Source organism: Rahnella inusitata, from assembly GCF_003263515.1.
GTDB lineage: Bacteria > Pseudomonadota > Gammaproteobacteria > Enterobacterales > Enterobacteriaceae > Rahnella > Rahnella inusitata.
The window spans coordinates 61,176-84,267 of the sequence record NZ_JYDE01000013.1; the positions used below are offsets into that span (position 1 = coordinate 61,176).

Here is a 23,092-nt window from a genome sequence, read left to right on the forward strand (position 1 = left end):
TCAGGGATAATGGTTTTGCGCCGAACAATAAAATCTCTGGTTGAAGGTCATTTTTCAGCTGTTTTCTCCTCATCAATACTGCGAAATCAAGAAATTTATGCTGCCGACTGCCTCATCTCGCTCTAAAAAACGCACCTTCGTGTGGGTTATCATCGCCATCATCATTGCGGCGATCCTGGTCTGGTTCTTTGCTTTTCATCAGAGTTCGTCCGAATCCGCGGGTAAAAAAGGACCGGGACGCGGCGGTATGCGCGCGATGCGCGGCCAGATGATGATGGGGATGGATACGCCGGTGCAGGCCGGAAAAGCCACGCAGGCGGATGTGCCAGTCTATCTGCGTGCCCTGGGTACCGTGGTGGCCAACGCCACCGTGACGGTCACCAGCCGGGTCGATGGCCAACTGATGAAGGTGTATTTCACCGAAGGGCAGAAAGTTGAGCAGGGGCAGTTGCTGGCGCAGATTGATCCGCGCAGCTATCAGGCGACGCTCGAACAGTATCAGGGCTCCCTGGCGCAGAATCAGGCGCTGTCGAGAAGTGCCGAACTGACGCTGGCGCGTTACCGCAAACTGTATGCGCAGGACTCTTTAGCGCGTCAGGATCTGGAAAGCCAGATAGCGACCGCCGGGCAGTACGCCGGGGCGATGAAAGCCGATCAGGCGCAAATCGATGCCGCAAAACTGAATCTTGAGTTTGCGAAAATCACCGCACCGGTCAGCGGCCATGTCGGGTTACGTCTGGTCGATCCGGGCAATATGGTCACCAGCAGCTCAACGACCGGTATCGTCACTATTACCCAGACGCAGCCGATTGCTGTTACCTTCAGCGTGCCGCAAAGCAATCTGCAAACCCTGCTCAAAGCGCTGCGCGGCGGCAATAAACTGCCGACCACCGCCTTTAATCAGGACGGCAGCGAAGTGCTCGATCAGGGCCAGCTGCAATTTATCAGTAATGAAATTGATAGCAGCACCGGCAGTATCAAGCTGAAAGCGCTGTTCAACAATGCGGATGAAAAACTCTATCCGAACCAGTTTGTTAACGCCCGCTTACAGGTTTCCACGCTCAAAGATGCCACCGTTATTCCGGCTGCGGCGTTGCAGCTGAGCAGTAACGGCGATTTCGTGTACGTGATTAAAGCTGATAACACCATCGAGCGCCGCGCCGTGAAATCCGGGCCGGACTTCGGTGACAATCAGGTAGCGATTTTGTCCGGCGTGAAGCCGAGCGAACAAGTGGTGACGACAGGGATTGATCGTCTGACCAACGGCGCGAAAGTGCAGGTGGTGACAGCCAATACCGAAGATGCCGCCGCCGCCGGTTCTTCGAAAGCGCGTGAGCAAGGCGCTGGCGTCGATAAAGCCACAACCGGTAAAGACAGCGGGCCGAAATGAATCCTTCACGCCTCTTTATTCAAAGGCCGGTCGCGACTATTTTGCTGATGGTCGCCGTGCTGCTGTCGGGCATTTTTGCCTACAACATGCTCTCGACGTCGGCGCTGCCGCAGGTCGATTACCCGACCATTCAGGTGACCACGCTCTATCCGGGTGCCAGCCCGGACGTAATGGCGTCTGGCATTACCGCGCCGCTTGAACGCCAGCTCGGCCAGATGGCGGGCCTGAGCCAGATGTATTCCACCAGCGCGAGCGGCTCTTCGATCATCACGCTGAAATTCTCGCTGGATCTCTCTCTTGACGTCGCCGAGCAGGAAGTGCAGGCCGCGATCAACGCCGCCGACAGTCTGCTGCCGAACGATTTACCCAATCCGCCGACCTATAAAAAGGTGAACCCGGCGGATGCCGCGGTGCTGACGCTGGCCGTCACTTCCGAATCACTGCCGCTGACCAAAGTGCAGGATCTGGTCAATACCCGTGTAGCGCTGAAGCTTTCGCAGATCTCCGGCGTTGGCATGGTGACGCTGGCGGGCGGGCATCAGCCTGCCATACGCGTGCAGGTCGATCCGCGTAAACTGGCGGCGCACAACCTCACGCTGGAAACCATTAACACGTTGATCGGCAACAGCAACGTCAACGGCTCCAAGGGCGGTTTCGACGGTCCGCATCATTCGATCACCATTGATGCTAACGATCAGCTGCGCACCGCGTCTGAATACGCCAACCTGATTGTGACTTACGAAAACGGCGCGGCGCTGCGTTTGCGCGATATCGCCACGCTGTCTGAAGCGCCTGAAAACCAGTATCTGTCTGCGTGGGCGAATAAAGAACCGGCGATCATTATCAGCGTTCAGCGTCAGCCCGGCGCCAACGTGATTCAGGTGGTGGATGCGATTAAGACCCAGTTGCCGAAATTGCAGGAAGCGCTGCCGGATTCGGTCAAAGTCAGCATTCTGTCTGACCGGACCCAGACCATCCGTGCCTCGATAAGCGACGTTCAGTTTGAGCTGTTGCTGTCGATTGCGCTGGTGGTGATGGTGACTTTCCTGTTCCTGCGCAACGTGGCGGCGACGCTTATCCCAAGCGTTGCCGTGCCGCTGTCGCTTATCGGCACATTTGGTGTGATGTATCTGTGCGGCTTCAGCCTGAATAACTTGTCGCTGATGGCGCTGACCATTGCTACCGGCTTCGTTATCGATGACGCCATCGTGGTGGTGGAAAACATTTCGCGACGGCTGGAAGAGGGCGAAACCCCGATGCAGGCGGCGCTGAAAGGCTCGAAGCAGATCGGTTTCACCATCATTTCCCTGACCTTTTCTCTTATTGCCGTCCTGATCCCGCTGCTGTTTATGGGGGATGTCGTGGGGCGCCTGTTCCGCGAATTTGCCATCACGCTGGCGGTGTCGATACTGGTGTCGATGGTCGTCTCTCTGACGCTCACCCCGATGCTGTGTGCCTATTTACTGCGCCACACTCCGGAAGACAAACAGAGCAAGTTCTACCGCAAGGGCGGGGAGTTTTTCGACAAACTGATCGCCGGTTATGACCGGATGCTTATCGTTGTGCTCAACCACCAGAAGATAACCCTGCTGGTCGCCGCCGCTACCTTAGTCTTCACCGCGCTGCTGTATGTGATTGTGCCAAAAGGCTTCTTCCCGTCGCAGGATACCGGGATGATTCAGGGCATTACGCAGGCGTCGCAGGACGTGTCCTTTGGCGAAATGGGGCGTCGTCAGCAGTTACTGGCTGCCGCTATCCTTAAAGATCCCGACGTCGAAAGCGTCGCGTCAACCATTGGCGTGGACGGCAATAACACCAGCCTGAACAGTGGCCGCTTGCAGATCAGCCTGAAATCTTTTGATGAACGCAGCGAACGTGCGCCGGCGATCATCGAACGTCTGAAACAGGAAACCGCCGGTGTGCCCGGCATCGAACTGTATTTACAGGCATCGCAGGATCTGACCGTTGACGATCAGGTCACGCCGAGCCAGTACCTGTTCACGCTGGATGATTCCGACAGCGAAAATCTGGTGGAATGGACGCCGAAACTGCTGGCGAAACTCAGCGAGCAGCCGGAATTCAGCGATGCAGTCAGCAACCTGCAAAATCAGGGGCAGATAGCCTACGTGGAATTAGATCGCGACGCCGCAGCGCGTTACGGCATTACCGCGTCAGACGTCGATACCGCGCTGTACAACGCCTTCGGCCAGCGTCTGGTCTCCACCATCTTTACCCAGGCCAACCAGTATCGCGTGGTGCTGGAAGTCGCGCCGCAGTTCCAGCAGTCTCCGGCCTCGTTCGATGACATCTATCTGGCGAGCAACGTCACGACGTCAGCCACCAGCAGCACAACCTCGAACAGCAACGCGGCGTCCTCAACGACCACCGCATCCGGCAGTTCGACGTCGTCCACCAGCACCAGCAGTTCCAGCAATGGCATGGTGAAACTGACGTCGATCGCCAAAATCCACATGCGCACCGGCGCGCTGTTGCAGGCGCGACTGAACCAGTTCCCGGCGGTGACGGTGTCCTTCAACCTCAACGACGGCTATTCGCTGGAGCAGGCGCAGCAGGCGATCAAAACCACCGTAGCGGATATCGCGATGCCGGACAGCATTACTCTGCGTTATCAGGGCGCGGCGGCCTCGTTTGAAAGTGCCACCGGTAACACGTTGTGGCTGATCCTCGCCGCGTTGCTGACCATGTACGTGGTGCTCGGCATTCTGTACGAAAGCTTTATCCATCCGGTGACCATTCTTTCCACGCTACCGTCGGCGGCGGTTGGCGCGCTGTTGTCGCTGATCTTTGCCGGAACGGAATTCAGCTTGATCGCGTTGATCGGCGTGATCCTGCTGATCGGGATCGTGAAAAAGAACGCCATTATGATGATCGACTTTGCGCTGGAGGCGGAAAACAAGCAGGGATTATCGCCGCGTGAGGCGATCCATCAGGCCTGTTTACTGCGTTTTCGCCCGATCATGATGACCACCATGGCCGCGCTGCTCGGTGCATTGCCGCTGATGCTGGCGAGCGGATCCGGTGCGGAACTGCGCCAGCCGCTCGGGCTGGTGATCGTCGGCGGTCTGATCTTCAGTCAGATCCTGACGCTGTTTTCGACGCCGGTGATCTACCTGATGTTCGACAACCTCTCGCACCGCTTTAATCCGCGCCACCGTCGTGCCGCGCAGCGGGCAGATAACCGATGAACATCTCACGCTTCTTTATCCTGCGCCCGGTCGCCACCCTGCTGCTGACGCTGGCGGTTCTGCTGCTCGGCCTGCTCGGTTATCGTTTATTGCCGGTCGCGCCGCTGCCGCAGGTGGATTTCCCGACCATTCTGGTCAGCGCCAGTTTGCCGGGAGCCAGCCCTGAAACCATGGCGGCTACCGTCGCCACGCCGCTGGAAAGGGCGCTCGGGCAGATCGCGGGCGTCACCGAAATGACCTCGCGCAGCTCGCAAAGCTCCACCAGTGTCATTTTGCAGTTCGATTTAGATCGCGATATTAACGGCGCAGCGCGCGACGTGCAGGCGGCGATCAACGCTTCCCGCGCGTTATTGCCAAGCAGCATGCCGTCGCTGCCGACCTATCGCAAAGCCAACCCGTCGGATGCGCCGATCATCATGCTGGCGCTGACCTCGGCCACGCGCAGCAAGGGCGAGCTGTACGATATCGCCTCCAGCCAGCTGCAACAGAAAATTGCGCAGGTGAACGGCGTCGGGCAGGTCTCGCTGGTGGGCTCCGCGCTGCCGGGCGTACGTATTGATTTGCGCCCGGAAGCGGTCACCTCTTACGGCATTTCCCTCGACACCATTCGTTCAGCCATTGCCAACAGCACCAGCAACCTGCCGAAGGGGCTGCTGCAAGGCTCGAATCAGTCCTGGATGATCGAGGGCAACGGCCAGCAAAGTACCGCAGCACAGTACAAAACGCTGATCATCACCTACATCAACGGTTCGGCGATCCGCCTCAGCGACGTCGCCAATGTTTACGATTCGGTCGAAGACAAATACAACGTCGGCTATTACAACAGCACGCCGTCGGTGATGATCGGCGTCACGCGTCAGGCGGGCGCGAACATGCTGGAAACCATCGAGGCAATCAAAGCTGCGCTGCCGCTGATGAAAGAAAGCTTGCCGGGCGACGTCCAGCTTAATCTGGCGCTTGACCGCTCGCCGAACGTCTCCGCTTCCCTGCGCGATACCGAAATGACCTTGCTGGAAGCCACGCTGCTGGTGATCGCGGTGGTGTTTGTTTTTCTGCGCAACTGGCGTGCGGTGCTGATCCCCGCGCTGGCACTGCCGGTTTCTTTAATCGGTACCTGCGCGGTGATGTACCTGCTTGGCTACAGCCTCGATAACCTGTCGCTGATGGCGCTGATTATCGCCACCGGCTTTGTGGTTGATGACGCCATCGTGGTGCTCGAAAACATTACGCGGCATATCGAAGAAGGAATGGGGCCGGTGCGTGCGGCTATCAAAGGCGCACAAGAAGTCAGCTTTACCGTGCTTTCCATGACGCTGTCGCTGATCGCCGTGTTTATCCCAATCCTGCTGATGGGCAGCATCGTCGGGCGTCTGTTCCGCGAATTCGCGGTGACGCTCAGCGTCTCGCTGATCATTTCTATGCTGGTCTCGCTCAGCCTGACGCCGATGCTTTGTGCGCGTTTTCTCACGCGTAAACCACCGGTGGAAAAACGTCAGCCGCGCCTTTATCGCATGATCGAACGCGGCCTCAACAAGCTGCTGGCCGCCTATTCGGTGGCGCTCGGCTGGGTGATGCGTCATCAGCTGATCACACTGGTCGGGCTGTTCCTGACCGTGCTGCTTAACTTCTATCTGTATACCGTAGTGGAAAAGGGCTTCTTCCCGGATCAGGACACCGGCATGTTGATGGGCATGTTGCGAGCGGATCAGAACACTTCGTTCCAGTCGATCCAGCCGCAGGTGCTGAAATACAGCAAGATCATCCAGGACGATCCGGCAGTGGAAGCGGTAATGAGCTCAGCGGGCAGCGGCGGGTTTGGATCACGCAATACCGCCACGTTCTTCGTTCGCCTGAAAGATTTCGATAAACGCACCGCCAACGCCAATCAGGTGGCTAACCGCCTGATGATGGAAACCGCTAAAGTCCCGGGATCGCAGCTGTTCCTGATGGCGGCGCAGGACTTGCACATCGGCGGACGCAGCGCTAACGCCCAGTATCAGTACAGCTTACAGGCTGACGATCTTTCCCTGCTGCGCGAGTGGGCACCGAAAGTGAAAGCGGCACTGGCAGCGCTCCCGGAACTGACCGGCGTCGATTCCGACTCGCAGACCGGCGGGCAGGAAGTGATGCTCAATATCGACCGCGACCGTGCCACGCAGCTCGGCGTTAACGTGAGGATGATCGATACATTACTCAATAACGCTTTCAGCCAGCGGCAGATTGCGACTATCTACAAAACGCTTAACCAGTATCACGTGGTGATGAACCTGACCTCGGATTACACCGGCAATCCTGACGTGCTGAATCAGCTGTATGTGGTGACCGACGCAGGCAAGCAGATCCCGCTGTCGGCCTTTACCTCGTTCAGCGGCGCAAATGCACCGCTCTCGGTGGCGCATCAGGGGCAGACGGCAACCACGACCATCGCCTTCAACCTGGCCGACGGTTACGCGCTGGAACAGGCGCAGATTGCGCTGAAAACTGCGATGGCGAAAATCGGTTTGCCGGATACCATTCAGGGCAGTTATGCCGGTACGGCGCAGGCGTTCCAGGCGCTGGCCAGCTCGATGCCGTGGCTGATTCTGGCGGCGCTGGCGGCGGTGTATATCGTTCTCGGTGTGCTGTATGAAAGCTATATTCATCCGCTGACCATTCTCTCAACGCTGCCGTCTGCCGGGCTTGGCGCGCTGCTGCTGATGCTGATGACCGGCACACAGCTGACGGTGATTGCGCTGATCGGGATCCTGTTACTGATCGGCATTGTGAAGAAGAATGCGATCATGATGATCGACTTCGCGCTCGATGCCGAACGCCGCCTCGGCCTCTCGCCACAGCAGGCGATCACCCAGGCTTGTCTGATGCGTTTCCGCCCGATCCTGATGACCACGCTGGCGGCGTTCTTTGGCGCATTGCCACTGGCGCTCGGCAGCGGCGGCGATGCAGATCTGCGCAGCCCGCTGGGGCTGGCAATCGCCGGTGGTCTGGCACTGAGCCAGATCCTGACGTTATTCACCACGCCGGTGGTGTACTTGTATATGGATCGCACGAGCCGGGCGACGCATCGCTTATGGCATCGCCTGCGCCCGCACACAGCGTCGCCGGAGGTCAGTTCACATGACTGATAAAACAATGAATTCTTACCCTGAAGCGAATCTGATGACTTTGCAAAAATCCCGTACTATGGCGTCCCGACTTGTTCCGCTGGCGCTGGCTATAATGGTCAGCGCCTGTACCGTCGGGCCGGATTACCAGCGGCCTGACGTCGCCATGCCCACGGCGTTTAAAGAAGCCAAAGGCTGGACGGCGGCGATCCCTAAAGATAACCAGAGCAAAGGCGACTGGTGGACGGTGTATCAGGATCCGGAACTGTCTTCGCTGCTGAGTCAGGTGCAGATTTCCAACCAGAACGTCGCGCAGTACGCCGCGCAATACCGTCAGGCGCAGGCGTTAGTCACCCAGGCGCGTTCGGATCTCTATCCTTCCGTCGATGCCTCTGTTGGCAGCACGCGCAGCGGCACGTCATCGACTGTCACCAAAAATCAGTCGGCTGAACTCAGCGCCAGCTGGGAGCTGGATCTGTGGGGCAAACTGCGCCGTTCGGCAGAAGAGCAGGACGCCAGCGCGCAGGCCAGCAAGGCCGATCTTGCCGACGCCACGCTCAGCGCGCAGTCCGAACTGGCGCAGGATTACTTCCAGCTGCGGGTAATGGATCAGCAGATCGCGCTGTATCAGCGCAGCATCGAGGCGTATCAGCGTTATCTGACCGTCATCCAGAATCAGTATGAAGGCGGTAACGCCTCACGCGCCACGCTGGCGCAGGCCCAGACGCAGCTGGAAAGCACCAAAGCGTCGGCGCTTGATCTGCAATGGCAGCGTGCCCAGCTGGAGCACGCTATCGCGGTGCTTGTCGGCAAACCACCGGCGCAGTTCAGCCTCGCCGCGCGCGACGTCAAACTGACTCTGCCGCAGATCCCGGATGCCTTGCCTTCGCAGCTGTTGCAGCGCCGACCTGATATCGCCGCCGCTGAACGCACCATGGCGTCTTCCAACGCCGCTGTCGGTGTTGCTACTGCCGCTTATTACCCGGATCTGACCTTAAGCGCCAGCGGCGGATTTGCCAGCTCTGCCTTCCATAACCTGTTCTCACTGCCGAACCGCGTCTGGTCTTTAGGCCCGGAACTCAGCCAGACGGTACTGGATTTTGGTTCGACCCGTGGCAAAGTCGCCCAGGCGGAAGCCGCCTATGACGCCGACGTCGCCGGTTATCGCCAGAGCGTGTTAACCGCGATGCAGGAAGTGGAAGATTATCTGGTGGAATTAAATACGCTGGACAATGAGCTCATTGCCCGCCAGAACGCCGCCGATTCCGCCAAAGAATCCGCACGCGTGACCTACAACCAGTATCAGGCCGGGATGATTGATTATCTTGACGTCGCCAGTACCGAGAATACCAGCCTGACCCAGCAGCAAAGCGTCCTGTCGCTGGTCAGCACTCAGATGGTCACCAGCGTCAAGCTTATCGCCGCGCTGGGCGGTGGCTGGAACGGAGATGTGGGTAAATAATGAGTGGTGAAGTGGATGGCTAAACCCCGTCCCGGCGTCCCCTTTCGCAAGGGAAGCGCCGGGACGGGGTGCTAGTTTATCGGCTATCTTGTGACTTCCCGGCTTTGCGCGCTTTCGCCACATCCTCTGGCGTAACGATGGCCGCGTGATTTCCCCAGCTGGCGCGCAGAGTGTTGGTTAATTCTGCGGCCTGTTCGTCAGTCAGCGTCCAGCCGTAGGCGGGCATGGTGTCAGACATATGCGCTGCCGTCACCGGCGTCTGGCCACCGTTTAGGATCACCCGCAGCAACGTTTGCGGATTTTCAGCGTTGACCGTCAGATTGCCCGCCAGCGCCGGGATCGTATAGTCTTTCCCGCCGCCGTTCACACCGTGGCAGGTTGAGCAGTAGCGCATAAACGTCTGCTGCCCGGCCTGTGTCGCGACGGCAATTTTCGCGGGTTTATCCTGTGGCTCCGCTTTGAGACTTAGCAGATATACCGCCATGCTGTTGAGATCTGCATCGGTCATAAACTGCGTGCTATTAGTGATCACTTCGCCCATCGGACCGCTGACGGCGTCGTGCGCGTTACGACCCGTTTTCAGCAGCGTGACCAGCTCCGGCTGGCTGACCCTGAGGCCGCGCAGCGAAGGCGCGGACCAGCCGTCAAGTTCGCCGCCGCTCAGAAACGCCGTACTCTGATCGTCGACCGCTTTCTCCTGCTGCGCCCAGCCGCGTGGCGTATGGCAGGCACCGCAGTGTCCGGCGCCCTGCACCAGATACGCGCCACGGTTCCATTCGGCACTTTTATCGGCCTGTGTGGTGTATTCGCCTTCTTCGAGGAAAATGCTGTTCCATACGTGCAGTGGCCAGCGGACAGACATGGGCCAGCTGATATCATTCTCGCGGTTGGCGACCGGCTGGGGTTGCACCTCTTTCATCAGATAGTCGTACAGCGCGTGCATATCTTTGCCGCTCATTTTCACGTACGAGGTATACGGCATGGCCGGATACAGCGGATGCCCGTCTTTGGCGATGCCCTGACGCATGGCTTTGTCGAACTCCTCAAAGCTGTAGCCGCCAATGCCAGATTTCACGTCTGGCGTGATGTTGGTCGAGTAGATTTCACCGAGCGGCGTCGCAAAACGCACGCCACCCGCCAGGTTCGCCCCTGTCGATGACGTATGACAGGCCGCGCAGTCGGCGGCCTTAGCAACATATTCTCCTTCGGACATCGCCATCGCAGATCCTGCCGTCGCCATCAGCGTGGCGAAAATCATCAGCTGTTTCATGCGTTCACCTTCTTCATGGCTGTCAGTTCGTTCACTGCGCGCCACGCCTGATCCACCGCTGAGTTAGCGTACGGGCTCCAGTCGGAGTCTGAGTTGGCGATAGTGATGCGCCCGACCGGCTGGCGGGCGAGCTGAATGGTTTTCTGCGATTGTTCCTCATCGTCGAACATCCCGCTGAGGAAGTAGGAATAGCCGTGCGACCAGCGGTTGACGGTGATCGCCATGATGTCGCGCTGATGGTCAAAACCCGCCTCGCCGAACATGCCCTGGAGCTGATCGCGGATCATTTTTTCATGCGCATCAAACGAGGTTCCGAGCAGCAGCGCACGGCCTTTGTGCGACTGCTCGCGCGGGCTCAGGCCGCTGCCAGGCAGCGTCGGCACATAGACCATGTGCAGACCAATCGGTTGATTCGGATCGCGCGGATGCTGATAACCGCCCATATCCACCGGATAATCCAGCTTCACGCGGCTGTAAGGCGCACCGGGGGAGTAGATTTCGTGAACGCCAAGTTTGATAAACGGCTGCCAGTTGCGGATCACCACTTTGGTATACACCAGCGGCGCTTTGACGTTTTCCTTCAGCGCCGCTTTTTGCGCGTCGGCAATCTCCGGCACCAGGTACGGGATCATCATATTGTATCCGGCCATCACTGCCTGTCCGGCGCGGACGCGGTGCAGCTGCGAGCCGGTCATGTAAGTCACCTCAACTGCCGGTTTCCCTTCATGCTCCACGTTGGCGACGTGCATTCCGGTGCTGTTCAGGCGCAGACGCACCGGCTGCCCGTTCTTATCGAGCTGGCTGTAATCGAATTTCGCGAGCACGATATCTTCCATCGTATTGCCCGGCGCGACCTGCGGGATCAGATGACGCACCATCAGGCGCGCCAGACCGGCGTTGCCGTCCGGAAAGTGGAAGATGTACGGCTGGTCGAGATCTTCCAGCGATTCGGCATCCAGCGGCGGTAATCCCATGCTTTCCAGCCCCGGCAGGGCGCAGATGCGCGCATCGCTGCACGAGGTGGCATCAATTCCGACTGCCTGAAAATCATTGGTGCGCTGTTGGAAATAACGGATTGCCATCTCACTCAGCCCGACTTTTTCACGCAGGAATTGCGTATAGCTGTGTCCGTCCACCCAGGCGACTTTCTCTTCCTGACTCATCCCGTGCAGATAATCTTTCTCTTCGGTATGCAGGGCGATAAGCGCTTTACGGTCAGATTCCGGCAGGGGAAAATCATTGATGAAATCGCGGATATCGCGCCCGTTGAGGCGATCCGGCGGAATATCATCGGCCACTGCGCGGCCCGGGTCGCCGCTGACGATTTTATCGACGCCAAAGTTTTTGCGGTCAAAGTACACGCCACGGCTCAGGTGCAGATCCGGATAGAACGTCTGATCGAAGTCCTTCGCCATCGTTTCGATATCGACGTTCAGCGTTTTCAGCAGGCCCATCGCCACCGGGCTGAAGTTGGTGCGTGGCGACTGGAAAGACTCGCTGCCGCCATAACCGAGCAGCGTTTTATCTTCGACATGAAATTCATTACGCTTGGCGTGTCCGCCGAAATCATCATGGTTATCCAGCAGTAAAATCCGCTGTTGCTTGCCATGCTGTTCCTGCCAGAAACACGCCGCCGCCAGCCCGCTGATCCCGGCACCGACGATCACCAGATCAAACTCGTCCTCCACCGGTAAACTGGAAGGATCGACCTTTTTGCCTTCGCGCCCGAGAATATGCGCCGCCTCGTAAGAGCCCTGATGATTCCCGCGCAACCCGGTCAGGGAAGGCGGGTAATACAGCGTCTGCGCCGCCGTTTGCGGCGATGCTTTCAGTGCCTCAAACGGCGTCATACCGGCGGTTACGGTAATTGCCACACCATTTAAAAAATCACGACGAGTGATACCCATGTTGTTTCCTTAAATTGCTCACCATCAACCCGCGCCGAAGCAGCGCGGCAAAAGTCTTACGCTTAAAAATGTCTCAATGTTTTAACAATTTTAACATATAGAGCGACTTAGGGAGAGTGACGGAGGGCGCAAATGAGGAAGGAGAGGATTTGATGAGTGGTTGGTGAGTGTTGGGGGGTATTAATGGCTGCGTTGTGCTGAGATTATTAAATCTATCCCGCCTCTCTCATCTTCCCGCAAAAAATGTGATCCCTTTCATACTCCTGACTGCTATGTCTATACAACTATACATTCTATGACTTAACTCAATGAAAGTGTGTTTTTTCGCCAGTGACCTGAGGGGATACAGATGATGAAACTTGGCAGCAAGATCCACGATCTGGGGAAAGCCCTGATGACGCCTATCTCGGTGATCGCCGCCGCCGGGATTTTCCTGGGGCTGGCCGCCGCGTTGCAGAACCCGTCGGTAACCGGCGAAGCGTTCACGCAGATGAAAACGTTACAGCTGGTGATCGGGTTTATCCGGCAGGTGTCCGGCGCGTTGTTCGCTAATCTGCCGCTGTTCTTTGCGGTGGCGACCGCGATGGGTCTGGCCAATGCAGAGAAGGCCACGGCGGCCTTTTCCGCAGTGATCGGCTTTGTCGGGTTGCACGTCGGGGTTAATTATAGCCTGCTGGCGCAGGGTATTACGCCGGAAACCATTACCGTTGCGAAGCTCACCGCGAAAGGCATGACCGAAAGCGATGCGATGATTTACGCGGCGGAGTTCACCAACACGCTGGGCATTTTCACCTACAACATGAGCGTGCTGGGTGGTGTGCTGGTCGGGCTTATCACCATGTGGCTGCATAACCGGTTCTATACCATCGTGCTGCCTACGGCCATCGCCTTCTTCGGTGGACGGCGGTTTGTGCCGATCGTGACCATTCTGGTGCTGCCGATCGTCGGTGTGCTGATGTCGCTTATCTGGCCGACAGTTGCGCAGGGGATCCAGTGGGTCGGCGAGCTTATCGGGAGAACGGGCGAGGTCGGCACCTTTATTTATGCCACCTCTGAGCGGTTGCTGATCCCCACTGGTCTGCATCACATCATCAACGAAACCGTGCGCTTTACGCCAATTGGCGGGGTGACGACGGTAGATAATCAAAGCATCGTCGGCGCGCTCAATATCTTCAACGCCGCACTGGCGAATCCGGGCATGATCTCTGACGCCGTGACCCAGCAGGCGACGCGCTTCCTGGCGCAGGGCAAAATTCCGGTGATGATGTTTGGCTTACCGGCGGCGGCGCTGGCGATGTATCACTGCGCGCGTCCCGAGCATAAAGGTCGGGTAAAAGCGCTGATGCTGGCGGGTGGGCTGGCGTCGTTTACCACCGGGATCACCGAGCCGCTGGAGTTTTGCTTCATCTTCGTCTCGCCGGTGCTGTATATCCTGCACGCCGTGCTGACCGGACTCTCTTTCGTGCTGATGCAAATGTTCCATGTGATGATCGGTAATGTGCAGGGCGGGGCGATCGACTTCCTGATCTTCGGCGTGCTCGGCGGCAGCAAAACACATTGGTGGTATCCGCTGATCCTCGGGATACTTTACGCGCCGCTGTACTACTTCAGCTTCCGCTGGGTGATCCTGCGCATGCAGGTGAAAACACCGGGGCGTGAGGATGAGAACGATGCCGAGGAGCGCGCTAAACCGGCGAAGGGCACCGGTGAAAAAACCAAAAATATTATTATCGGGCTGGGCGGTGAGGGGAATATCACGGCGGTCGATTGCTGCTTTACCCGTCTGCGCGTGAAGGTGAAAGATATGTCACAGGTGCAGGATGGCACGTTGATGAAAACCGGGGCGGCAGGCGTGAAACGGATTACTGAAACTGACGTGCACGTAATTTACGGCCCGCAGGTCGAACAGGTCGCAAATCTGGTGAAGGCAGAGCTTTCCGGTATCGCCTAACTTTTGACTTTGGCATGGACGCTGAAGCCGTAGTTTTTCTGGTTGTAGTACACGTCGGAGACTTCAAACAGCGAACCGTCGGTAAAGGTGACGATGGCGTGAGAATGGAGCACCGGCTGGTCACGCGACAAATTCAGCGCGAGTCGGATCTCGTTAGAAGGCAGTTCTGCTGAAATCAGTTTGGTGCTGCCCGAGGGCTGAAAACCTTTCGAGCGGATATAGGCGTATTTCGAGGAGGTCATCGCCGCACGGGTGATATCCTGGAAACGTTCGCACAGCATCCAGCACTGTTCGTACACAAAAGGCTCATCGCCGAGCAGGCGCAGCCGGATCATGAAATAGACTTCCGTACCTGCGGGGACATTCAGTTCAGCAGCAATACTTTCACTCGCAGGGATGCGGCGAAACTCCAGCACCTGATTTTCAATTCGCTGATTATTTTCCTGTGCCACTTCGCTGGCGGTTAGATGCCGGTCCAGCGGCAAAATGATTTTCTGCTGTTTTGGCGGCTCGACCACGAAGGTCCCTCGCCCGCGAAAACGCGCTACTCTGCCCTGACGCACCAGATAATCCACCGCTTTTCGCGCGGTCATGCGTGATACGCCGTAAATCTCACACAGCGCCGCTTCCGTAGGGATCGGATCACCGGGTTTGATGTCGCCTGCACTGATTTTTTCGGTCAGCTGCTGCTCAATTTGCAGGTAGAGCGGCGTGAACGAATTCTTATCAATTTTCATCAAACCTCCGGTCACTAAATAATAGCTGTTAAGAATAATTGTATAGCCGGGTATACATTTGAACAAATTGTGTTGCGGGTTTTGTGCGCTGAAATGGGTTATGAAAGCAAAAAAAAAGGTTGCTGTTATCAGCAACCTTTATACGCTTCGATAGTTTGATACGCGGGCGTCAGACGCTATTCAGGCAGAACGGCGCTCGAGGTAAATCCGCACGGACCGTTTTCCTGATTTTTGAAACGCCAGCAGTTCTGATGGTACTTCGCCACCGTGTTACGGTGCGCAACGCTGATGACCGACGTTTCCGGCAGTTCGCTCAGCAGTAACGCATAAACCCGATGCTCAGTTTCTTCATCCATTGCGCTGGTAGCTTCATCAAGGAACAGCGTATCTGGCTTGATAAGCAGGGCGCGGGCAAACGAAAGACGCTGCTGCTCGCCCGGCGACAGGCGCTGGCTCCAGTTGGCATAATCATCGAGCATGGCGACCGAAGCCAAGTGCGGCAGACGGCATTGCTCCAGCACGCGCAGCAGTTGCTCGTCGGTATATTCGCGGCTGGCATCCGGATAACTCAGCGCATCGCGCAGGGTGCCGATCGGAATATAACTACGTTGCGGCAGGAACAGGTAACGCTTGCCCTGTGCCAGCGAGATATTGCCTGCGCCGTAAGGCCAGATACCCGCAATGGCGCGCAGCAGCGTAGATTTACCGCAGCCGGAAGGGCCGGCAATCAGTACACGTTCGCCCGGTTTCATGTCGGCAGAAACGTTGCAGAACAGCGGGCTTCCGTCCGGCAGATTCAGCGTCAGATTATCGAGTTTCAGCGCATGTTCCGCGCTTTCACCGACGTTGATGCCACGTGGCTGAGCGTTAACCTGATCAATCGCGGCGTTAAAACCTGCAAGACGGTTAACGGTCGCTTTCCAGTTGGCCAGATCGGTAAAGGCATCAATAAACCATGACAGCGCACCCTGCACCTGACCGAACGCCGAAGCGATTTGCATCAGCGCACCCATCTGGATAGCACCGGCAAAATAGCGCGGGGAAGCAACCAGAATCGGGAAGATATTGGCAAACTGGCCGTAGAAGTTGGAGGCAATATTCAGGCGACGGGTGACGCGCATGATCGACCACCAGTTGGTTTTGATCGAATCAAACTTGCCGGAAAGCTGGTCGCGTTCGTTTTTCTCGCCGTGGTACAGCGCAATAGCATCGCTATTTTCACGGATACGGATCAGCCCGAAACGGAAGTTCGCCTCGAACCATTCCTGATTAAATCCGAGTTTGACCAGCGGCTTACCGATCCACCAGATGATGAAGGAACCCAGCGCCGCATACAGCAGGGCGAACCACACCATGTAGCCGGGAATGTCGAAATGATGGCCGGCGAACACGAAGTTGAGCGGGCCACTGATCGACCACAAAATAAAGACGAAGGAGAACAGCGTGACAACGCTCGACAGCAACCCGAGAACCAGTGAAAGTGTGCCGCTGGTCAGGGCATTCAGGTCATCAGAAATACGCTGATCGGGGTTATCCACCTGATGCTGGTACTCCGTGTAATAATAGGCGTGATTGGTCAGCCACTTCTCCATATACTCTTCTGTCATCCAGCGTCGCCAGCTCATTTGCAGGCCCTGCGTCAGGTAAACCCTGTACACCGCAATGACGATGAAAAGCAGTGCCAGCCAGGTGAATTTCCACAGCTGGGCTTTGAAAACCGGGTAGTTTCTGTTTTGCAGCGCATCGTAAAATACGCGGTTCCATTCGTTTAGCAGGACGCTGATGTAGACGGTTGCCAGTGAGAGGATAACGATCGTGGCCAACATGCCCCAGGCACGCCACTTTTCTTCTGAGCGCCAATAAGGCTTAATCAATTGCCAGACGGCGCCCCATTGCGCCGATTTCCCAGGTTTTTTAGTCATAATTGCCATGTTTAATCGATATGTTGTGAAGCCTAATCATCCCAGAATGAGTGCCTTAGCGCGATAGGGCAATAAAGTACTTGTAAGGATGTTTTTCCAGCACGAAGCTCTGTAGACCACAAAAGTAGAAGGATGTTTGATGAAAGTCGCAGTGAATTTTCTGCTGGTGGCAGGATGTTTTACCAGCGTTCAGGCCTTTGCTCAGATTGATGAGCCGGACATTAACGCCGATTGCGTGAAAGCGGGTATTTATGCCTCTGCCGGAAAAGTGGCGTACCAGCAGGGCGAATTCGCCAAAGCGCGCGAAGTTTTCCGCAATCAGGTGGCCTGGAGCGAATTCTGCCACAAGCCACAGGATCAGATTGCCACGGCGTACAACAACATCGCGCTGACCTACATCCGTCAGGGCAATTACCGCAAAGCCAAAGCCTGGCTGATGCTGGCGCCTGCTGACAAAAAATCACAATACAACCTCAGCCAGATCCAGCCAAAACTCGATGCGCTGCCAAAACCCGAGAGCGCGGCGGGCGAATACTGGCAATACGCCGGTTATGGCAGCTGGAATCTGGTGGACGTCAAAGCCGAAGAGGCACAGTTTAAAATCGACTTCTCCGGTCAGTATATGGGGCAGATGTCGCTGTACTACGGCCCGAACATCGGCGAATTCTCGGTGGTGACCGCGATTAAAGACAATCACGCGGTTTATCATGAAGCCGATGACGCCTCAGTGGGTGAGGGGCAATGTACGGTAGAGATGAATTTCGCCGATGAAAACGTCAGATTGCACACCACCGGCGACTGCGGTTTCGGGCATAACGTGCAGGCCGAAGGGGAATTTGTACGGGTAACGCCGTAAGTTCTGCCTGCGCCAGCCATTAAAAAAACCCGCGTTATGCGGGTTTTTGCGTTCAGACCAGCCGGTGTAATCCGCTGATATCCACGGTTTGTTCTGCAATCCATAAAGAGTGTTGCATATGGCGCAGCACCTTTTATGAAAATGTGATCTTTAGACGTTCGCGCCGTAAAAATTCTTAAACCATAAATCGGATGCAGGGCTGGTACCCACACACGCGAGTTTACCGGGCAATATCTGCCGGGCGGAGGCCGAAACGGTTGTCATCTTCACTTGCGAAAAACAAGACGATTAAATTGAAAATGGGGCAGAGAACCCACCATCCGCTGTAACCGGCATCGTGGATCCTGCGAATCGTTACGGCCAGACCAGGCAGGAAGATAAATAAAGAATAGAGGCCGGATATTACATATTCATCTCCCAGTAAACTTGCGATCAAACTTAATGCTATGGAAATAAGGAAATTAAACATTGAGAACCACCAGTACTCACTTCTGGGTGCGCGGCCAGAAAAACAGGTGTAATTTTTAAGTACCTTCAAATACCAATTCATAATATTCCTTTATATAAGACAGGGTCAGGCTAGCCTGTGTGAATGACAGGATCCATGGGCCTTGAGGTGGGGGAGTGCTATCTGGCGGGAGTCTAATATGGGGAACGTAAGGGTTCAATTTATAAATAATAAGTCAGAGTTGTTTAATAATGAATTTTTGATTTTTTTTCGGAAAATTATAAGGTTAAATCCGTGAAAGTATTTAACACGGTTATTTCTTAATGATTTTAAAATAAAAAAAGGCGGGAAATAATCCCGCCGCTTTATTCATTCAATTATACGGAAAATGTATTTATTAAGGCCACTGCATTTCCCCTTTCAATACTTTCGCGCTCAACTGTAATGAAGAATCGTCTTTCAGCTGAGGATAATGTTTTTTCATCGCGGCAACCAGTGCGGCGGAATCTTTAGCTTTCGGCAGCTCTTTTTCCAGCGTCAGCAGATAATTGCGGGTGAATTTCACCGCTTCAAGCGTATGCGGCGCGCCCGGCAGGAAATGCCCCGGCACGACAACATCAGGTTTCAGACCGGCGATTTCATCCAGTGCTTCTACCCACTGCTTACGGGATTTCGCCGTCTGGGTGTCTGCTGTCCAGACGTGCATGTTGTCGCCGTTGACCAGTACACCGCCAGCGACGGCTTTCAGTGAAGGAATGTAGACAAAGGTGCGCGCGGCATCGACGCCTTTCACCTCAAATTTGTGTCCTTCCAGCTCGAACGAACTGCCTTTCAGCGGCTGCGGGACGATCACGGATTTTGGCGCATTCTCTTTCAGTTGCGGACCCCAGAAAGCGACTTTGCCGTCTTTGCTGGCGTTGATCAGATCGATGGTCGCCTGCGTGGCGACGATGTTTGCCTCCGGGAACGCGGCGTGGATCACGTCCAGCCCGAAGTAGTAATCAGGGTCTGACTGGCTGATGTACACCGTGGTCAGTTTTTTGCCGGTGGCCTTAATTTTTTCGACCAGTTTTTCGGCGTCGTTACGCTGGAACTGGGCGTCGATCAGTACGGCTTCTTTCTCGCCGGTGATAATTTCTGAAGATACCGGGAAGATAGCACTTTCGCCCGGATTGTAGACCTCCATTTTCAGCACGGTAGCGGCATGAGCGGACAGGCTGGTGCTGAGCAGGGCGGCAATCAGGGTCAGTGGTTTTAAGAGATCAAGACGCATAACGTTTCCTCAGGGGCATAAAAATAATCACGTTCAGTAAGCATCTACTGTACGTTGCATAATCCGCGAGAAAAACAGGATAATGCGCAATTGTTTGTTGCATAAATCGGACGAATCATGGACAGAATTACCGCTGCACAAGTGTTTGTTGCCATTGTTGAACGCAAAAGTATGGTCGGCGCCGCCGAATCGCTGAATATGTCGCGGGCGATGGTGACGCGTTATCTGTCGGAGATGGAGAAGTGGTCGGGTGCGCGCCTGCTGCACCGTTCCACCCGCAAACTCAGCCTTACCGATGCCGGTGAAAATACGCTGGCGCGCTGCCGCAAGATGCTCGCGGTGGCGGCGGACATGGGCAGCGTGGCGGATACTTCCGACGAAGCGTTGCGCGGTTTACTGCGCCTGAGTTGCTCGCAGTCTTTTGGGCAGGGCGCGGTGGTGATTGCCGTCAGCGAGTTTTTGCGACGACATCCGCAGGTGAGTATCGATCTTCAGCTGGAGAGCCGGGCGATCAATCTGGTGGAAGATCGCATCGATCTGGCGCTGCGCATCACGAACGACCTGGATCCAAACCTGATCGCCCGCCCGCTTGCGCTGTGCCCGTCGGTGGTGTGCGCGTCTCCGGCCTATCTCGCGGCGCAGGGCACGCCGCAGCATCCGCAGGATCTGAGCGTGCATAACTGCCTGACGTACTCCTATTTCGGAAAAAGCCTGTGGCAGTTTGAGCTGCAGGGCGAAAAAATTTCGGTGCCGGTAAGCGGCAATCTCAGTGCCAATGAATCACTGGTATTGCTGACCGGCGCGGTGGAGGGTGCGGGGATCGTCATGCAGCCTTACTATTCGGCGGCCCCGCTTATTGCCAGCGGGCAGCTGGTTTCGTTACTGGAAAACTGGCAGCCGCAGGAGATGGGAATTTATGCGATTTATGCCTCGCGGCGGCAGATGCCTGCGGCGTTGCGCGCGCTGCTCGATTTTCTGGTGGAATGGTTTAAAGGCCATCCGCGCTGGCTGTCATTGAGCGGGCAGAAAGACTGAGCCACGGTAAAGACGTCAGCCCGCTGGGGACGGTTCCTTTTTGACATCTTTACTCACATTTGTTTAATACTTTGATATTCAAAACCTTAACTAAAATGCCTGCCCTTTTCAGGGCGCAGGGCACAGACTGCGTATGGTCAAAAGTGTGATCTGCATGGTATTTCTGTAAAGGGAAACCAGCATAAAAACCATAAAACACACAAGGTTATCGATTCCTGTCGCTGCTGATTTGCTGTCTGATTTTCTTATTTTTTTGTTTCGCCAGACTGACTTTTTAAAGTCCGTCCGGCTGAGCGTCGTTCAAAAATTGGTTAAATATAATATCGGGGAGTTGTTATGCCTGTTGCACTTCTGGCACTGGCGCTAAGCGCGTTTGCCATCGGGACTACTGAATTCGTCATCATGGGGCTGCTGCCCAACGTGGCGGGTGATCTGAATGTCAGTATCCCGTCGGCCGGGTGGCTGATCAGCGGATATGCGTTGGGCGTGGCGATCGGTGCGCCGATCATGGCGGTGCTGACCGCGAAACTGCCGCGCAAAAATACGCTGTTGCTGTTAATGGGCATCTTTATTTTCGGCAACGTGATGTGCGCCCTGTCGTACAGTTACGGTTTCCTGATGCTGGCGCGCGTGATCACCGCACTGTGCCACGGCGCGTTCTTCGGGATTGGCGCGGTGGTGGCGGCAAGTCTGGTGGCACCAAACCGTCGTGCCTCTGCGGTGGCGCTGATGTTTACCGGTCTGACCCTGGCGAACGTATTGGGCGTTCCGCTGGGTACCGCGCTTGGCCAGGCATTCGGCTGGCGTTCAACGTTTTGGGTCGTCGCCGTTATCGGCGTGGCGTCGCTGTTCGCGCTGTATAAAAAGCTGCCGGATAAAAAAGAAGAAGAACCGACGGACCTGCGCAAAGAAATCCGCGCGCTGGGCAGCCTCGGCCTTTGGTTGTCTTTGTCGATCACCATTTTCTTCGCGGCGGCTATGTTTGCGCTGTTTACTTATATCGCGCCAATCCTGACCGAAATCACCGGCGTTTCAGAGCACGGTGTCAGCTGGACGTTGCTGCTGATCGGTCTCGGCCTGACTATCGGTAACGTGGTCGGCGGGCGTCTGGCGGACTGGCGTCTGGGTGTTTCTCTGACCACCACGTTCCTGCTAATCGCCGTGTTCTCGGTGCTGTTCAGCTACACCAGTGTTCATCTTGTGGCGGCGGAAATCACCCTGTTTATCTGGGCGATGGTCAACTTTGCGGCGGTTCCGGCATTGCAGGTGAACGTGGTGACCTACGGCAAAAACGCGCCGAATCTGGTCTCGACGCTGAACATTGCGGCATTTAACGTCGGCAATGCGCTGGGCGCCTGGGTGGGCGGTGCGGTGATCGAACGCGGCATGGGTCTTAGCAGCGTGCCTCTGGCGGCGGGCGGCCTCGGTGCCATCGGCTTCGTGCTGTGCGTGATAACTTTCCGTCGTGCGGCAAAAAAGACTGAGAAAGTCGTCGCGTAATATCCGATTGATGCAATGAAAAGGCCACACAGAATCTCTTCTGCGTGGCCTTTTTTATCGGATGGCCGAAACCTCCACCTCCAGCCGCTCGGCAAACCGTTGCGCCTGCTGATGACAGTGTTCGCTAAAGAGAGTAACCAGTGCGGAAGCGGGGCGATGCAAGGGTTTGATCAGGCTGACGGTGAAAGGCACGGCAATGCTGAATTCGCGGATCACCACGCCGTTTTCGGCATAGTCTAAGGCGGTCAGCGGGTTGACTATCGACACGCCCGCGCCCGCGCGCACCATGCTACAGACCGATGCGGCGCTGTGCGTCTCCATGACCAGTCGCCGCGGGACGTGCTGCTCGGCAAACAACGTATCGAGAAGCTGACGGTAACTGTCTGTCGCCGATAAGCTGATGAAATTCAGGCCGCTGAAATCCTGCGGTGTCAGGCATGGCTTTGCCGCCAGCGGATGCCCTGGAGGCAACACGCAAACTTCGTTGAGCGTCAGCAGCGTCTGGCGTTCGGTACCGGCAGGCGTCTGGGTATTTTCGGTCAGACCTAAATCGTGGCGCTGCGCCGACAACCATTCCTCCAGCAGCGGCGACTCCTGCGGCACAATATTGAAACTGACGTCAGGGTATTTATCCAGAAAGGGTTTGCAGACCGCCGGCAACAGCGACTGGCTGAACACCGGCAGGCAGGCGATGGACAGTTGCGCCTGCTCAAACTGGCGGATGCCCTCTGCCGCGCTGACGATCCTCTCCAGCCCGTAATAGGATCGCTGCACCTCTTCGAATAAACGTAATCCCTGCACCGTCGGGTACAAACGCCCGCGCAGGCGCTCGAACAGCTGCAAATTCAGCAACTTTTCGCAGCGCGCAAGTTCGCGGCTGACGGTCGGCTGCGAGGTGTTGAGCAACGCGGCGGCTTCCGTCAGGTTACCGGTGGTCATCACCGCATGAAAAATTTCGATGTGGCGCAGGGAAATGGCGGGCATGATTTTCATCCGGATGATGAGCAATAAGTCATATCATAAATGAATAGACT

Annotated in this window: 15 protein-coding genes; 8 read left to right on the plus strand and 7 right to left on the minus strand. The window is 56.3% G+C overall.

Going from position 1 to position 23,092, the window contains the following annotated elements; all coding sequences use genetic code 11:
- The first annotated feature begins 97 nt into the window (after window positions 1-97).
- Genes TU92_RS07730 through TU92_RS07745 form a run of 4 tightly spaced genes read left to right on the plus strand, consistent with a single transcriptional unit; the run spans window position 98 to window position 9,159 of the window.
- Window positions 98-1,390, plus strand: a complete 1,293-nt coding sequence (locus TU92_RS07730) for an MdtA/MuxA family multidrug efflux RND transporter periplasmic adaptor subunit (protein ID WP_112165971.1) — start codon at window positions 98-100, stop codon at window positions 1,388-1,390.
- Entirely contained in the window at window positions 1,387-4,596 is a 3,210-nt protein-coding gene (locus TU92_RS07735; protein ID WP_112165896.1) for an efflux RND transporter permease subunit, read from the plus strand. The genes TU92_RS07730 and TU92_RS07735 overlap by 4 nt, the downstream gene beginning before the upstream one ends.
- Entirely contained in the window at window positions 4,593-7,718 is a 3,126-nt protein-coding gene (locus tag TU92_RS07740; RefSeq protein WP_112165898.1) for an efflux RND transporter permease subunit, read from the plus strand. The genes TU92_RS07735 and TU92_RS07740 overlap by 4 nt, the downstream gene beginning before the upstream one ends.
- A 58-nt stretch (window positions 7,719-7,776) precedes the next feature.
- The gene (locus TU92_RS07745; RefSeq protein WP_208640487.1) at window positions 7,777-9,159 is read left to right on the plus strand and encodes an efflux transporter outer membrane subunit; all 1,383 of its coding nucleotides are present in this window, start codon (window positions 7,777-7,779) and stop codon (window positions 9,157-9,159) included.
- Between the two features lie 76 nt (window positions 9,160-9,235).
- Here TU92_RS07745 and TU92_RS07750 read toward each other — a convergent pair whose 3' ends face one another.
- Both TU92_RS07750 and TU92_RS07755 read right to left on the minus strand, forming a co-directional pair.
- Window positions 9,236-10,429, minus strand: coding sequence for a cytochrome c (locus TU92_RS07750; RefSeq protein WP_112165902.1), 1,194 nt, complete (start codon window positions 10,427-10,429; stop codon window positions 9,236-9,238).
- Window positions 10,426-12,336, minus strand: a complete 1,911-nt coding sequence (locus TU92_RS07755; RefSeq protein WP_112165904.1) for an NAD(P)-binding protein — start codon at window positions 12,334-12,336, stop codon at window positions 10,426-10,428. The genes TU92_RS07750 and TU92_RS07755 overlap by 4 nt, the downstream gene beginning before the upstream one ends.
- Before the next feature lie 349 nt (window positions 12,337-12,685).
- Here TU92_RS07755 and TU92_RS07760 point away from each other — a divergent pair, with 349 nt between their 5' ends.
- Window positions 12,686-14,287: a PTS transporter subunit EIIC gene (locus tag TU92_RS07760; RefSeq protein WP_112165906.1), complete on the plus strand. Its 1,602-nt coding sequence runs from the start codon at window positions 12,686-12,688 to the stop codon at window positions 14,285-14,287.
- Here TU92_RS07760 and TU92_RS07765 read toward each other — a convergent pair.
- Together TU92_RS07765 and TU92_RS07770 are read right to left on the minus strand one after the other, a co-directional pair.
- Entirely contained in the window at window positions 14,284-15,024 is a 741-nt protein-coding gene (locus TU92_RS07765) for a GntR family transcriptional regulator (protein ID WP_112165908.1), read from the minus strand. The two genes, TU92_RS07760 and TU92_RS07765, sit on opposite strands and share 4 nt — an antisense overlap.
- A gap of 176 nt (window positions 15,025-15,200) precedes the next feature.
- A complete protein-coding gene (locus TU92_RS07770) occupies window positions 15,201-16,955 on the minus strand; it encodes an ABC transporter ATP-binding protein/permease (RefSeq protein WP_112165910.1) in 1,755 nt (584 codons plus the stop codon).
- Between the two features lie 130 nt (window positions 16,956-17,085).
- Between TU92_RS07770 and TU92_RS07775 the strand changes: the two genes are divergently transcribed.
- Entirely contained in the window at window positions 17,086-17,802 is a 717-nt protein-coding gene (locus TU92_RS07775) for a tetratricopeptide repeat protein (protein WP_112165912.1), read from the plus strand.
- A gap of 220 nt (window positions 17,803-18,022) precedes the next feature.
- Here the strand turns inward: TU92_RS07775 and TU92_RS07780 are convergent, their stop codons facing one another.
- Complete coding sequence (locus TU92_RS07780) at window positions 18,023-18,352, minus strand: DUF805 domain-containing protein (RefSeq protein ID WP_112165915.1); 330 nt, start codon at window positions 18,350-18,352, stop codon at window positions 18,023-18,025.
- Between the two features lie 295 nt (window positions 18,353-18,647).
- Window positions 18,648-19,523, minus strand: a complete 876-nt coding sequence (locus TU92_RS07785) for an MBL fold metallo-hydrolase (RefSeq protein WP_112165917.1) — start codon at window positions 19,521-19,523, stop codon at window positions 18,648-18,650.
- 117 nt (window positions 19,524-19,640) lie between these two features.
- Here TU92_RS07785 and TU92_RS07790 point away from each other — a divergent pair, with 117 nt between their 5' ends.
- Both TU92_RS07790 and TU92_RS07795 read left to right on the plus strand, forming a co-directional pair.
- Entirely contained in the window at window positions 19,641-20,558 is a 918-nt protein-coding gene (locus TU92_RS07790) for a LysR family transcriptional regulator (protein ID WP_112165919.1), read from the plus strand.
- Window positions 20,559-20,894: 336 nt separating this feature from the next.
- Entirely contained in the window at window positions 20,895-22,058 is a 1,164-nt protein-coding gene (locus tag TU92_RS07795; RefSeq protein WP_112165921.1) for an MFS transporter, read from the plus strand.
- 54 nt (window positions 22,059-22,112) lie between these two features.
- On the opposite strand, the gene TU92_RS07800 is transcribed toward TU92_RS07795, so the two are convergent.
- Window positions 22,113-23,042 carry a LysR family transcriptional regulator gene (locus TU92_RS07800; protein ID WP_112165923.1) on the minus strand — a complete coding sequence of 310 codons (930 nt, stop codon included), beginning with the start codon at window positions 23,040-23,042 and terminating at the stop codon, window positions 22,113-22,115.
- Between the last annotated feature and the right edge of the window lie 50 nt (window positions 23,043-23,092).

Coding starts and splice junctions, on each gene's coding strand:
- TU92_RS07730 (WP_112165971.1), top strand. CDS start 98: ATGCTGCCGACTGCCTCATCTCGCTCTAAAAAACGCACCTTCGTGTGG.
- TU92_RS07735 (WP_112165896.1), top strand. CDS start 1,387: ATGAATCCTTCACGCCTCTTTATTCAAAGGCCGGTCGCGACTATTTTG.
- TU92_RS07740 (WP_112165898.1), top strand. CDS start 4,593: ATGAACATCTCACGCTTCTTTATCCTGCGCCCGGTCGCCACCCTGCTG.
- TU92_RS07745 (WP_208640487.1), top strand. CDS start 7,777: ATGGCGTCCCGACTTGTTCCGCTGGCGCTGGCTATAATGGTCAGCGCC.
- TU92_RS07750 (WP_112165902.1), bottom strand. CDS start 10,429: ATGAAACAGCTGATGATTTTCGCCACGCTGATGGCGACGGCAGGATCT.
- TU92_RS07755 (WP_112165904.1), bottom strand. CDS start 12,336: ATGGGTATCACTCGTCGTGATTTTTTAAATGGTGTGGCAATTACCGTA.
- TU92_RS07760 (WP_112165906.1), top strand. CDS start 12,686: ATGATGAAACTTGGCAGCAAGATCCACGATCTGGGGAAAGCCCTGATG.
- TU92_RS07765 (WP_112165908.1), bottom strand. CDS start 15,024: ATGAAAATTGATAAGAATTCGTTCACGCCGCTCTACCTGCAAATTGAG.
- TU92_RS07770 (WP_112165910.1), bottom strand. CDS start 16,955: ATGGCAATTATGACTAAAAAACCTGGGAAATCGGCGCAATGGGGCGCC.
- TU92_RS07775 (WP_112165912.1), top strand. CDS start 17,086: ATGAAAGTCGCAGTGAATTTTCTGCTGGTGGCAGGATGTTTTACCAGC.
- TU92_RS07780 (WP_112165915.1), bottom strand. CDS start 18,352: ATGAATTGGTATTTGAAGGTACTTAAAAATTACACCTGTTTTTCTGGC.
- TU92_RS07785 (WP_112165917.1), bottom strand. CDS start 19,523: ATGCGTCTTGATCTCTTAAAACCACTGACCCTGATTGCCGCCCTGCTC.
- TU92_RS07790 (WP_112165919.1), top strand. CDS start 19,641: ATGGACAGAATTACCGCTGCACAAGTGTTTGTTGCCATTGTTGAACGC.
- TU92_RS07795 (WP_112165921.1), top strand. CDS start 20,895: ATGCCTGTTGCACTTCTGGCACTGGCGCTAAGCGCGTTTGCCATCGGG.
- TU92_RS07800 (WP_112165923.1), bottom strand. CDS start 23,042: ATGCCCGCCATTTCCCTGCGCCACATCGAAATTTTTCATGCGGTGATG.